This is a genomic window from Collinsella sp. AM24-1, assembly GCF_003470325.1.
Taxonomy (GTDB): Bacteria; Actinomycetota; Coriobacteriia; order Coriobacteriales; family Coriobacteriaceae; genus Collinsella.
Map to the genome: position 1 here is coordinate 1 of NZ_QRHM01000015.1, position 13,214 is coordinate 13,214.

The window sequence follows — 13,214 nt, forward strand, 5'->3', positions numbered from 1 at the left end:
AGATATATTGCCAGACCGGAGGGCCCCCGTGGGCGGGAATCGCGCACTCCATATTTTGTTCACAAATGAATAGATCCCTCAGTCGCGTCACTGAGGTTAAAACTGAAGCATTGGCTTCTGATATTGGCGATGACCAGCTGTTTTATGAGTATTGAGACATCGGTCATCTCTGGAGCGCTACTTTACTCCAAAGGCATCAGCTATTTGTTACCCATCGGTAAAAGGCGGGTTTTGTTCGCCAAGCGTTCTTATATATAGATAGATACGGGTTCGAACCCGTGCACCGGCAACAAAAAAGACGGCCAACCGAAGTTGACCGTCTCAACAATCTTTGGGTGGGCCGTCAGGGGTTCAGCCTGCTTCGCAGGCGGCCGCTGCGGCGCTTTCGCGCCTTGCGCGCTGCGCTGGCAAACGCTCACGCGTTTACTCAGCTCCGCGCCCTTTCGGGTTCGAACCCGTGCCGCGGTAACAAAAAAGCGGCCGGCATCCGCCAGTCGCTTTTCTATTCTATGGTGGGCCGTCAGGGGTTCGAACCCTGGACCTTGGGATTAAAAGTCCCCTGCTCTGCCAGCTGAGCTAACGGCCCGCGGGTGGCATTGTACCACGGTCTGGGACTATTCCCAACTCCATTGGCCGTTCTGGAAAATCACAACTTCACGTCCATCAGGCGTAATGCCCGTAATATCGATGTCGTCCGTGCCGATCATAAAATCGACGTGCGTGCTCGAGACGTTAACGCCATGCACCAGGAGCTCCTCCTTGGACATGTCATACCCACCCTCGATGCATTCGGGGAAACCGACACCTAGCGCGAGATGGCAGCTAGCGTTCTCGTCATAGAGCGTATCGTAGAACAGAACACCACTTTCGCGGATCGGCGTGTTCTTGGAAATGAGCGCGACCTCTCCCAGGTGAGCAGCGCCCTCGTCAGTCTCGATGATACTTGCGAGCGTTGCCTTGCCCACGCGGGCGTCGTAGTCCACCACGCGGCCGCCCTCGAACTTAATCCAAAAATCGTCGACTTTATTGCCGTGGTGGATGAGCGGCATGGCCGAGTACACGATACCGTCGGCGCGCATGCGATCGGGCGAAGTGAAGACTTCCTCGGTGGGAATGTTGGGGAAGAAGGGATGCCCTTCGGGCGTCTTGCCCTTGCCGCCGGCCCACTCGTGACCTTTCGTCATGCCAATCGTCAGATCGGTTCCATTTGCCGCGGTGTAATGCAGGTAGTCGAAACGATTGTCGTTCAGGAAACGCAGGTTCTTTTCGAATGCGGCGTCATGGAGTTCCCAGTCGCTCTCTGGGTCCTGGCCATCGGCGCGCGCGGTGTGCAGAATCGCATTCCACAGCTTATAGATTGCAACCTCATCGGCGTCTCCTGGGAACACCTCGCGCGCCCAAGCCACGACCGGAGCGCCGGCGATGCACCACGGATTGATGTTGTAGTCCAGTCCACGGCGGAAAACTTTGCACTGCGTGTTCCTTGCCTTAGAAGCTGCAGCGGGCTTAGCGGGATCGATGCCCTTGAGGGCCGCAGGATCCGCACCCTCAATAAAGACAAAGCAGGCACCATCCTGGGCCAAGGAATCCAGCTGCATGCGCTTCCACTCGGGTGTCTGCTCAAAATAGCTTTTCTCGACATGCTCGTACGTAAGCCTTGTCACAGCATCATCGGCCCAAATGACCGTCACGTGGCCAGCACCAGCGTCATAAGCCTCGGCAACCACCACGCGCGCAAATGACGCGCACTCGACGGGAGACTGAACGACGACCTCCTGGCCGGGCTTAACGTTTACACCTTTGCGGACAACGAGACGCGCATAGTTTTTAATCTTGGGCTCCAGGGACTTCATGCCCTCCAGAGCCTCTTCGACCGTCAGGGCAGCTCGAATCATGTGCCACTCCATCTATCTATAGAACAGTAAAAAGGCGCGCCGCAAAAACGACGCGCCTTATATCTTAGCGATAAGTATGTATGCAAACGCTACTTCTTCTTGGAGTCCTTCTTGTCCTCCTCGGCAGCTGCGCGCTCGATAAGAGCGTTGAGCTTGTTCTCGGACATGCCCTCGGCCTGCGCGCGGTACATGTTGCGCAAGGGACGAATACGAGCGAAGTCGTAGATAAAGTCACCTAAGATGATGACATAGGACAAAACAATGCCGACCATCTGGACGGGACTGGACACCGTGCCGCCGGGAGCGAAGTAGAGCGAAGCCCAAATTGCCACGACGAGTACCATGCCAATGGCGAGCACAATCCACCAGATGCGACGGCGCTTGGTGTAGTCCTCGTCCTGCTTGAGGAGGATATTCGACACCGTATAGATGCGGTCCTCCTTGGCGCGCTGCTTAGCCTTGCGGGCGCGCTTCTCCTCTTTAGAGAGGCCCTCGAGGTTCTCGCCCTTCTCGAGCTCTTTGCGGCGTGCCTTAGACGAAGCCGGCACGACGCGAACGGAGCTCGCTGCTTGGCGGGCGGGCTTAGCAGATGCGGCAGACTTGCGCGCAACCCCGGTAACTTCGTGGGATTGCGTGCGCTTGTTCGTGGCGCTACGGGTACTCACTTATGCGTTCTCCTTCATGCTTGTGAACTGGGAGCCCGTGATGATCTGGAAGGCCTCGCGATAGCGCTCGGACGTGCCATCGATGACCTCGGCGGGCAGGTGCGGGGTCTCCCCCGTCATATCCCAGTTGGCCTTGAGCCAATTGCGGACGAATTGCTTGTCGTAGCTAGGCTGGATCTTGCCCTCCTCGTAGCTGGCAGCAGGCCAGAAACGGCTGGAGTCGGGCGTGAGGCACTCGTCGATCAGCGTGACCTTGCCATCAATAACACCAAACTCGAACTTGGTGTCGGCAATGATGATGCCACGGGTCGCGGCGTACTCGGCAGCGGCCTTGTAGATCTTGAGGGAAAGGTCGCGAATCTGCGCGGCGATGTCCTCACCCACGATCTCGCAGCAACGCTCGAACGAAATGTTCTCGTCGTGGTCGCCGATCTCGGCCTTCGTGGACGGCGTGAACAGCGGCTCGGGAAGCTTGGAGGCCTCGGTCAGACCCTCGGGCAGCTGAATGCCGCAGACGGTGCCGTTCTCGTCATAGGTCTTCTTGCCCGAACCGGTCAGATAGCCGCGGACGATGCACTCGATAGGAATCGTCTGGGCCTTCTTGACCAGCATGGCGCGGCCTGCGAGGTAGTCACGATACTCGGCAAACTCCTCGGGGAAATCCGCCGGATCGATGGAAACGAGGTGGTTGGGAACGATATCGGCAAACTTATCGAACCAGAATGCCGAGATGCGGTTGAGCACCTCTCCCTTAAACGGAATCTCGTCGGGAAGAATGAAGTCGAACGCAGAAATGCGGTCGGTGGCGACCATCAGCAGGTTTTCGCCGGCATCGTAGATATCACGAACCTTGCCACGGGAATCCGGACGACGCTCCATCGTTGTCACGTGAGTCACTCCTTACCTAAATACGACAGAAATGCGGGTTCTTTCCCGCATGTTTTCGCAAACTCGGAGCGGCAGGGACGCGGCCCCTCCTTCACCGAATAGCGAAAAGCTAGTGCTCCATTGTAGTAGATGCCGCGTCCGCCGTGTGCTCGCGGGGCAGATGAATTGTAAAAGTCGTACCCTTTCCAAGCTCCGACTCCACGGATATGTAGCCATGGTGACGCTCGACGATCTGCTTGGTCACGGCGAGGCCAACGCCCAGGCCGCCAGCTTCGCGGGCGCGGCTGGCATCGGCGCGCCAAAACCGCCCGAAGATGCGCGACAGATCGTCCTTGGCAATACCGATACCGGTATCCGAAACGGCAATACTGACATGCTTGCGGTCACTGAGCACCGACACCACGACCCAACCGCCCTCGGGGGTGTAGCGCATGGCGTTGCTCATGAGGTTGATGACGCATTGCGTGATCATGTCGGGATCGGCTTCGACGACATCGTCGTGCCCCTGGGTTTCATCTGCAAAGCGAAGACGAAGGTCACGGTCGGCAAACAGACGCTCCTGGCCGTTCACAATCGATCGCACGAACGGAACCATGTCCACCGGTTCTAGATTGAGCGGAGCCGTGCTGTTTTCCATACGCGATAGGTCGAGCATCTGCTGCACCAGACGAGCCAGGCGACGCGTCTCGGAAGCGACCGTCTCCAGGTGTTCGTCGTCGGTGGGATACACACCGTCTTGCATGGCCTCGACCGTTGCAAGCATGGCCATGAGCGGCGTGCGCAGCTCGTGTGCAACGTCTGAAGTCAGGCGCTTCTCGTGCTTCATATCTTTCTCGAGTGAGGTGGCCATCTCGTCGAAGGTCTCTCCCAGCTGATCGATCTCGTCATCACCGCGCAGTCCCGTGCGAGCCGACAGGTCGCCGTCACGGATTTGCTTTGCGGTACTGGTGATGCGATGAATCGGCTTGGTGAGCATGCGCGACACGAGCGATCCGATAACGACCGAAATGCAGATTGCAACAACCGCGGCGAGGGCCATGGCGTTAAAGGTCTTCTCCCTAAACGCAGAGTCCGCCTTGGTGAGCAGCGCGTCGGAGCCGATGGCCCACAGCTTTACCTGTCCGACATGCTCGCCGGAAGACGTTACAATCTCGACGTTAGCAACGCTATCGGAGTCGGTTGGAGCAGACGAGACCGGGCTATGCGATGCCCTCTTGCCGCTCGTGTCGTCGGTCGTAGCCTGGTTTTCGCGTACATCGGCGGTGGCGCTTGCCGAGGGCCAGGAATCGTCATAAACGATCACGCCCTTTTTATTGACGACCTGCATACCCAGATCGTCGGAAACCAAACTCGACGTTGCGACCGTGCGCAGTTCCCCCGCGGTCCAAGAGCCGTTTTCCTCATATGAGGTTGCCAACTTCTCGGCAGCGGAATTTGCGATTTCGACGATATTGGAGCGTGTGTAATCCGAAAAGACCGTGCCCCACACAACAGAGACAACGCCCACCAGCACCAATACTGTCATGAGCGATGTCAGAGCAAAAGCAAGTGCCATGCGCGAGGGATAGCTCATCGTTGGCCGTGAATCGGAACGAGGCGTGTTCCAACTAGCCTTGGAACCCGCCTCGCTCTCCTGCTTGTGCTTTTGTCCGATTTCAAAGCGCGCAGGTGTCATATGTGATTTCCCTATTTCTCGTCCGACTTATCGATCTTGGCCGGAGCCTCGAAGCGATAGCCGACACCATGGACGGTGTAGAGCCACTTGGGCTTCTTGGGATCATCGCCCAGCTTGGCGCGAAGATTCTTCACGTGGCTATCGATGGTGCGCTCATAGCCCTCAAAGTCATACCCGAGCACTTTCTCGACCAGCTCCATGCGGTTATACACACGGCCGGGATGGCGGGCGAGCGTGGTGAGCAGCTTGAACTCGGAAGCCGTCAGATCGACTTCCTTGCCCTCGACCAAGATCTTGTGGCCCGAGATATCGATGACCAGATCGCCGAAGTCGAGCACCTCGACGGCGGGCTCGTCGGCCTGATGGGCACGGCGGAACAGAGCGCGAACGCGGGCGACGAGCTCGCGCGGCGAGAACGGCTTAATCAGATAGTCGTCGGCGCCGAGCTCAAGACCGATAATACGGTCCTCGATCTCGCCCTTAGCCGTCAGCATGATGATGGGGACATCCGAGGTATCGCGAATGGTGCGGCAAACGCGCTCGCCGGGAATCTTGGGGAGCATAAGGTCGAGCACGACCAGGTCGAACTGATGCTTCTCGAACTCCTCGATCGCGGACTGGCCGTCGCCGACGCCCACAACCCAGTAGCCTTCGCGCTCGAGATAGGCAGCGACGGCGTCACGGATTGCCTTCTCATCCTCGACCAGCAGAATCTTTTTTGCATCTGAAGCCATAACACGGCCCCCCCCTGTCTCAATTAGCTAAGAACAAGCCCATTTTAACGCACCTGAACCCGCCGGATGCCGCTATGACGCGGCAGCTCGGCGGGCGGTACTCACAATTACAACGCGTTTATTCCCCTGTTGGCGCCTTTTTAACCCCTCTAAGCTTAAAGAGAGAACAGGCGTGCAGTGACCGTCTCTGGTATACCCTGGCTGTTGCGCACCGTGGCGTACGTAAGGAATGAGTCCGATTTTCCCGCCGTAGCTGGATAATCGCCATACTCCAAAGCGCGGTCGGGCGACAGCAGTGAGCCATAGGTCTTGGCAGAGGTGTCGATCAGGAAATGCGACGCCTGTACCTTAACAAGGTATTTATTCTTCTTGCCAGCCGCACATGCGAGCGGCTCGCGTGACAGAAAGAGGTACGGCCCTCCCTCATTACCGATATACGTGCCCATATTGCCCAGGCTGCCCACGCCACTATAGGCCGCCTCGATAGAAAACACGAAGGTATCGCCCATATACACGGCCTCGAAAGGCGAGACTGACGAGGGAAGGACTAGCTGGGCACGCTTGGTGTTGTTGCCGTCGGTCAGATCGATTGCCGTTATGCCGTAGTAGACGCCCTCGTCGTTGCGGACACGCGGCGAGATGGTCAAAATGCCGTCGCTCGCGCGCGGGGCCGATGCAAAGCGGCCCGTCGATTTCCAAATTGTCTCGGCCTTGGATTCATCAAGCGAGCGACGATAGCAAAACGAATCACTACTCGTTTTATTGCCGCCTGCCGAAGGCATTTTATACCAGATGACTGATGACCCGAACGCCGTAAACAGGGGCGGATCATAGTCCTTGCCACCTCGATCGAGCTCAACCGCATCGCCAGAGAGCGAAGCGCCCGACAGATTTTGAGCGTAGAGCTTCCACGATGAATTGGCAAAGTTCATCTCAACCCACGCGAATACGCCGTCGCCGGCGCGGACATCGTAGAATGCATATCCCGTGCCCTCGACAGGATCCTCGATTAATGTGGTAAGCGAGCCATCGCCCAGGTTGAGCACACCGAGCGTGTTGGCGTGCAGTGCCGATGCGGGCGCCATCATCGCCGCGGCGTAATCGCCGTCGCAGTAGTACAGCAGCGTACCCAGAGGCAGCGTCCACGACGCCGCCGGCTCAAGATCGATGTCGACTGCCTCGTACTCATCCGTAATCGAGATGATTTTGGAATCGTCCTTGATAACCTGCGGCTCGCCGGCAGCATCATCGCTGGTACCCGGTTTTTTCGAGCATCCGGCAAGCACCGTGGCAGCGCCCGCGGCAGCCCCACCGAGTACAAAGCCGCGACGCGATATTCCGTTCTTGATGTGATCGGCGATACCCATTAGGCGATCTCGGCGCGAGCGGCCTCGATAGCGCGCGTAAGCTGGTCGGCGCAGGAGGTCTTTTTCATACCGCAGGTATTACCGGCGAGAACCTCGATTACGCGATCGGCAGGAGCGCCCTCGACCAGCTTAGAGATTGCCTTGAGATTGCCGTCGCAGCCACCGGTAAACTCAACGCCCATCACCTTGTTGCCGTCATCGGAAAGGTCAAGGTGAATATTGCGAGCACACACGCCCTGAGGCTTGTAATCAAACGAAATCATGCGATCCCCTCTCAGAATGTTATTCGAGACGACTATTATCCCCGTCTTTCCCTAAATGCAACGAGGCGCTTCGCCGGCAACACACATTACCAGCAAAGCGCCCTAAAAAGCTAACGTTATGCCCGAACCTACTCGAAGCTCAGCTGCTCCAGACGATCAAAGACCGTGTCGATACGGGTGAGGAAGTCCCACGGATCAAAGATCTCGTCGAGCTTTTCCTTGCTGACGGTGCAGCGCGGGTCAGCCTCGAGACGCTCCTTAAAGGTAGGGCCGGAGACACAATCCTGTACCTCGTGCCAGGTTGCCATGGCGTTCTCCTGCACAATGGCGTACGCGTCCTCGCGGGTGATGCCCGTGTCGACGAGGGCGAGCAGCACCTTGGAGGAGAAGATGAGGCCGCGGGTCTTATTGAGGTTGGCCATCATGCGGGCAGGGTACAGCTGCAGGCCGTCGATAACGCGAATGAGGCACTGGAACATGTGGTCGAGCGCGATGAAGCTATCGGCCTGGGCGACGCGCTCGGCAGAGGAGTGCGAAATGTCACGCTCGTGCCACAGGGCGACGTTGTCGAAGGCAACCTGCGCGTTGGCCTTCACGACGCGCGACAGGCCGCAGACCTTCTCCATGGTGATGGGGTTGCGCTTGTGTGGCATGGCTGAGCTGCCCTTTTGGCCCTTACGGAACGGCTCCTCGGCCTCGAGCGTATCAGTCTTCTGCAGATTGCGAACCTCGGTAGCGATGCGCTCGCAGGTGGCCGCAGTGGTGGCAAGAACGCCGGCGAGATAGGCGTGATGGTCGCGGCTGATAACCTGCGTGGACAGCGGGTCGTGAACCAGGCCCAGGTGCTCGCAGACGTACTCCTCGACGAACGGCTCGATGGAGCTGTACGTGCCGACAGCGCCCGAGATGGCACCAAAGGCAACGTTCTTGCGAGCGTCCTCAAGACGATCGAGATCGCGCTTGAGCTCCCAGGCCCAAGAGCCAAACTTCATGCCAAAGGTCATCGGCTCGGCATGGATGCCATGAGTACGGCCGGCGCAGAGCGTGTTGCGCTCCTCAAAGGCGCGACGCTTGCAGATCTCGCCGAGTTTTTTGACGTCCTCGATGATCAGGTCGCAGGCCTGGGTGAGCTGGTAGCACAGGGCCGTGTCGCCCAGATCGGAGCTGGTCATGCCATAGTGAACCCAGCGGCTGGGCTTGGGGTCGTCCTCGGGAACATCGGCATCGATGTACTCCTTCATGTTGGTCAGGAAGGCAATGACGTCGTGGCGCGTGACTTCCTCGATCTCATCGACCTTCGCCTTCTCAAAGTTGGCATGGTCGCGGATCCACTGGGCCTCGTCTTTGGAAATACCGATCTTGCCGAGCTCCGCCTGGGCCTCGCAGGCCAAGACCTCGATCTCCTGCCAAATGGCGTACTTGTTCTCGAGGGAGAAAATGTGTCCCATCTCCGGGCGGGTATAGCGATCGATCATAGCGGCTCCTTTTTGGTTATTGGCACGTTGGTCGTAACCCATCCATTGTACCGTGCGCAGGTGCAAGTATGGGCAGCAGGCATTAACCTAACATTTTGGAATTGGAGCGAGCAACGGGACGTCCGCGTTATTTGCTTCGCAAATCCGCACCGGCTTCAGTGGCATACCGAGACCCGAGGAAGTGCGGGGGCAAAGCAGGCTGAATCTACCATTCCCAAAATCTTCCTTGCTCCATGGAGCGGGCAACGGGACGTCCGCGTATTTGCTTCGCAAATCCGCACCGGCTTCAGGCGCCTGTCGGCGCCTTCGCCTGCTCGCTACAAACGCTTCGCGTTTGCTTTACGCTCGCACCCTGTCGGGTTCGAGTCCCGGCGCTTTATTGAAAAAAGCACGGCACCGTAATGGTGCCGTGCTTGTGCTTCTGGCTGGAGCGGGCAACGGGACTCGAACCCGCGAGTGTCAGCTTGGGAAGCTGATGCCTTACCACTTGGCGATGCCCGCATATGTGGGGGATAGTATAACGCGGTTGTCTTGTTCGATACAAGGGTGTCGATGCTTGTTTTAGCTGTGGAGAATCGTTTGAAAACCGCGCCAATTGTGGAGATGAGGACCTTTGTCTTTCTTTTCTTACCATCTTCTACCTGCATTTTTATCTGATTGTTGTATTTGAGCTCGATTTGTCAGAAATCGGGCAAGCTTTTGGTCAGGCTCCGGTACTTACCCGCATGAACCTCGGGGGTAGCCTCATCCTACGCGTCGCAACCTCCCCATGCGGCGCACGAGGGATAAGGAGCAGCCATGTCCAACGCACCCACGCACTCTGTCCACAGCGCAATCGCAACAGGTCCGCTGCTCCTGCTCCTCTTCCTGCTTTTCGGCTGCCTGACACCGGGAGCCGCATTTGCCGTCGATGGCTACGATCAGCTCGGCTTCCGCACTATTAGCGATGATTGTGGGCCCTTCTTCATCGGCAAGTATGAAGCTCAAGACGCCTCGATTGCCTACTGCATGAACCAGGAGCGCCCCGGCCCCACCAAGCCGGGCGGCCCATGGCTCAACTTTGATCAAGGCTGGGTGTGGCTCGACGACGAGTTCGCGGCAATCGTTTGTCACGGATATCCTACCGCCACGTCGTTTGGCGGTTACCATCTTTCACCCGATCGCGCCCGCGCCGCAACCCAGCTTGCCGTATGGATGCTCAACGGCACTACCCATGTCGACGGTACTTACTCTTACACGACCGCTCAGGGCAAAACCAAGAGTGGGCACTTTACCACTGACAATGAAGTCGTGGCGGCGGCGCGGTGGCTCCACGACAGCGCAAAATCAGGAAGCATCAAAGCCGCTCCGCACCGCGCGCGACGCTATCTAGGAGCCGTATCGGGCGGCAGCAAACGTCAGGACATGCTCTATGTACTGCCGGCGGTCTCTGTTTCCTTCAAAAAACAGTCTGCAAACGCCGCCATTACCAGCGGAAACAATACTTATCAGTTTGACGGGGCAACATTCGATATTTTTGAGAGCGCCAGCGGCGCGCATGTCGGCACCATCCAGATGGACAGCAACGGTCGGGCGCAAGCAACACTTCTGCCCAACACGGCATACTACCTAGTTGAAACGAAGGCGCCGGCCGGCTATGTCCCCCGTCGTGATCGCATCGCCTTTACCACGGGGAATGACGGTGGACAGGTCGCCATTGATGAACAGCCCGGCACCATCAACCTGCGTATCGTAAAACTCGATGCCGCGACGAATGCCGGCCCCCAGGTGGGATCTTCACTCGCAGGAGCAGAGTTCACGTGTGTGTCGCAATCAACCCCTGGATGGGCGCAGATCCTCACGACCGACGAAAGCGGTCGGGCTACCCTCGTCGATGTCCCCTTAGGAACCTTTACCATCTACGAATCAAAAGCCCCCGAGGGCTACCTGCCATCCAACGACAGCTGGACCTATACCGTTGGAGCCGACCAGCTCGGCGATTCAGGCGTAGTCGAGATCGAATCTCGCATTTCCGATATCCCCATTGCGTTTGACCTTGAGATTTCCAAATTCAAGGATTACGGCAATAGCGACCAATCCGGCCTGGAGCAACCGGCGGGTGGTGTTGTCTTTGAGGTTGTCAGCAACAGTTCTCAGCAGGTTGTTGGCACACTGACCACAAACATCTATGGCTTTGCATCCACCAAAGATCAGCCCGAAGCATGGTTCGGCACAGGCAAGCGACCCGCCGGTGTCCACGGAGCTGTCCCATACGACCGTGCCGGCTACACGATTCGCGAGGTTCCGGAAACCGTCCCCGAGGGTTTTAAACGTGCAGGGGAATGGACCGTCGGGGCCAATCAGATTTCCAACGGCGCCGAGCTTCAATATATCGTGGACAACCACGCGCTGTCGACGCATCTCCAGATTGTAAAACGCGATGCCCAAACAGGCGCTTCTGTTCCACTAGCCGGATTCACCTTCCAACTCCTCGACAGCAAACACGAACCCGTCTCACAAACTTGCTGGTATCCAGCACATAACGTAATGGACACCTTTACGACTGACGCGACCGGGACCGTCACACTGCCCGAATCGCTCGTGCCGGGCACCTATTATGTACGCGAAACCTCGGCCAAAGAGCCCTATCTTGTCGGCGAGGAGATCGAGGTAAACATACCCGCCGACATGAACCTAACGCCCGTTGCAATCGCCTCGTATTATGACCACGCCGCGACCGGAAACATCAGGATCGTTAAAACCGATGCCGTAGACGGCAGCAGGCTCGCGGGCGCCATCTTTGAGATCCGTGCCTCGGGTGATATCGTGCGCCCCGATGGTAGCATTGCCGCGATCGACGGTGAGACCGTCGCGACCGTCGCGACGGATGAAACTGGCGAAGCACGCGCAGACAACCTGCCGCTGGGATCTGGTACCGCGCGCTACGAGGTTGTCGAGACTCAAGCGCCGACCGGCTTCTTACTCGACCGGACGCCCCATATCGTAGACCTCGCTTATGCCGACCAGAAAACGCCCGTTGTAGAAGCACGGCTTAACGTATCCGACGATTACACCAAGGTTGATATCTCCAAGGTCGATGCAAGCGGTGAGCAGGAAGTGGAAGGCGCACAGCTCACCTTATATGGTCCCGATAAAACCGAAATAGACTCCTGGACCTCATCCGACAAGCCGCACCGCGTCGAACATCTTGCACCTGGCACCTACTCGTTGCGCGAAATGATGTCTCCGCGGACCTATGACCTTGCCGAGGAGATAACGTTTGAAATAAAGGATACGGGAGAAGTCCAATCCGTCGCGATGAAGGATGCACCCATCGAGATCAAGGGGCAGGTCGACAAGCGTCAGGAACTTGTCCAACCTATCGAAAAGGGCCTGTTGGCTAACGGCGATGGTAAAAACCGCGCCGCGACGCAAACCAATAGTGATGGGCTTTTCTCCTATACCATCGATGCTCGAAACGATTCCGCTACTTGGGTTGATGAGTTTACGATTACCGATGATCTTGAGTGCGCCAAAGACGGCACAGCGAGATTCATCTCAATCGAAACCCCCGTCGCCATCGGCGACCTCAACGGCCTGTGCAACGTATGGTATCGCACGACGCCGTTGGACTCGACAGACGTCGATGAGCCGGCAAACGCGACACTTGACGATGGGCACGAAAATCCTTGGCTTGAGTCCGACGAAGTAAAAGAGAGCCTGGGTGAGGACTGTCGCCTCGTCGATTACGACGGTTGGCACCTCTGGAAGGCGGATATCTCGACCACGGAATCCACCACACTCGAGGCGAAAGAACTCGACCTTGCATCCAATACCGTCGTAACGGGCATTCGAATTGAATACGGTGCGGTAGCCGCCGACTTTACGACTCGAAGCGATGCGGATTCTTGGACCCGCGATGATCTCAAAGATGAGCACGACGACCTTGACGATGCCAAAGCAATCCTTGGCACAGACGCTCGGGGCGCAGTCGTACACATGCAGGCAACGTCGGCTTATACGCCCCAAACCGCACTCACCAACAGCGCGCGCGTCGATCTTTGCCGCAACGGTGGCGGCGATAAACTTGAGTCACATGACGAGGACAGCGTCATTCAACGCTGTACCCTACCGCAGGACCTACCGGCAACAGGATCAGTTCCCATCGCCGCTTGCATCACCGCGCTCCTGACCTCGGGTGCCGCAGCCCTATGGTTCGCTCGCCTTAGGTCGATCCCAAAGAAGCGCTAGCGCGATGAAAAAGCGGGGGAGC

9 protein-coding genes and 2 tRNA genes are annotated in these 13,214 nt (G+C 57.7%); 1 reads left to right on the plus strand and 10 read right to left on the minus strand.

All coding sequences use genetic code 11. The features are described 5' to 3' along the window. Positions 1–510: 510 nt before the first annotated feature. The 10 genes from DW661_RS06735 to DW661_RS06780 all read right to left on the minus strand — a co-directional run bounded on the left by DW661_RS06735 (position 511) and on the right by DW661_RS06780 (position 9,463). Positions 511–586, minus strand: a tRNA-Lys gene (locus DW661_RS06735). Positions 587–614: 28 nt separating this feature from the next. Further along, the gene (locus DW661_RS06740; RefSeq protein WP_118935136.1) at positions 615–1,895 is read right to left on the minus strand and encodes an aminopeptidase; all 1,281 of its coding nucleotides are present in this window, start codon (positions 1,893–1,895) and stop codon (positions 615–617) included. A gap of 89 nt (positions 1,896–1,984) precedes the next feature. Continuing rightward, on the minus strand, positions 1,985–2,560 hold the full coding sequence (locus DW661_RS06745; protein ID WP_117848470.1) for a hypothetical protein: 576 nt from the start codon (positions 2,558–2,560) through the stop codon (positions 1,985–1,987). Next, positions 2,561–3,439, minus strand: coding sequence for a phosphoribosylaminoimidazolesuccinocarboxamide synthase (locus DW661_RS06750; RefSeq protein ID WP_117743382.1), 879 nt, complete (start codon positions 3,437–3,439; stop codon positions 2,561–2,563). Positions 3,440–3,557: 118 nt separating this feature from the next. Next, positions 3,558–5,123 carry an ATP-binding protein gene (locus DW661_RS06755; protein WP_117848469.1) on the minus strand — a complete coding sequence of 522 codons (1,566 nt, stop codon included), beginning with the start codon at positions 5,121–5,123 and terminating at the stop codon, positions 3,558–3,560. Positions 5,124–5,134: 11 nt separating this feature from the next. Beyond that, positions 5,135–5,857 (minus strand): response regulator transcription factor, encoded by a 723-nt coding sequence (locus tag DW661_RS06760; RefSeq protein WP_117848468.1) that lies wholly within the window; start codon positions 5,855–5,857, stop codon positions 5,135–5,137. 155 nt (positions 5,858–6,012) lie between these two features. Continuing rightward, complete coding sequence (locus tag DW661_RS06765; protein WP_117848467.1) at positions 6,013–7,224, minus strand: twin-arginine translocation signal domain-containing protein; 1,212 nt, start codon at positions 7,222–7,224, stop codon at positions 6,013–6,015. Continuing rightward, positions 7,224–7,487: a TIGR03905 family TSCPD domain-containing protein gene (locus tag DW661_RS06770; RefSeq protein WP_117848466.1), complete on the minus strand. Its 264-nt coding sequence runs from the start codon at positions 7,485–7,487 to the stop codon at positions 7,224–7,226. Before DW661_RS06770 ends, DW661_RS06765 begins: the two co-directional genes overlap by 1 nt. A gap of 128 nt (positions 7,488–7,615) precedes the next feature. Then, on the minus strand, positions 7,616–8,962 hold the full coding sequence (gene purB / locus DW661_RS06775) for an adenylosuccinate lyase (protein ID WP_117848465.1): 1,347 nt from the start codon (positions 8,960–8,962) through the stop codon (positions 7,616–7,618). Between the two features lie 426 nt (positions 8,963–9,388). Beyond that, positions 9,389–9,463: transfer RNA gene (locus DW661_RS06780), tRNA-Gly, on the minus strand. A gap of 297 nt (positions 9,464–9,760) precedes the next feature. On the opposite strand from DW661_RS06780, the gene DW661_RS06785 reads away from it, so the two are divergent. Then, a complete protein-coding gene (locus DW661_RS06785; RefSeq protein ID WP_118935138.1) occupies positions 9,761–13,192 on the plus strand; it encodes a SpaA isopeptide-forming pilin-related protein in 3,432 nt (1,143 codons plus the stop codon). The last annotated feature ends 22 nt before the right edge of the window (positions 13,193–13,214 follow it).

Excerpts from the sequence above, each read along its gene's own strand:
- DW661_RS06785 (WP_118935138.1), top strand. The coding sequence starts at position 9,761 with ATGTCCAACGCACCCACGCACTCTGTCCACAGCGCAATCGCAACAGGT.
- DW661_RS06740 (WP_118935136.1), bottom strand. The coding sequence starts at position 1,895 with ATGATTCGAGCTGCCCTGACGGTCGAAGAGGCTCTGGAGGGCATGAAG.
- DW661_RS06760 (WP_117848468.1), bottom strand. The coding sequence starts at position 5,857 with ATGGCTTCAGATGCAAAAAAGATTCTGCTGGTCGAGGATGAGAAGGCA.
- DW661_RS06765 (WP_117848467.1), bottom strand. The coding sequence starts at position 7,224 with ATGGGTATCGCCGATCACATCAAGAACGGAATATCGCGTCGCGGCTTT.
- DW661_RS06770 (WP_117848466.1), bottom strand. The coding sequence starts at position 7,487 with ATGATTTCGTTTGATTACAAGCCTCAGGGCGTGTGTGCTCGCAATATT.
- purB (WP_117848465.1), bottom strand. The coding sequence starts at position 8,962 with ATGATCGATCGCTATACCCGCCCGGAGATGGGACACATTTTCTCCCTC.
- DW661_RS06755 (WP_117848469.1), bottom strand. The coding sequence starts at position 5,123 with ATGACACCTGCGCGCTTTGAAATCGGACAAAAGCACAAGCAGGAGAGC.
- DW661_RS06750 (WP_117743382.1), bottom strand. The coding sequence starts at position 3,439 with ATGGAGCGTCGTCCGGATTCCCGTGGCAAGGTTCGTGATATCTACGAT.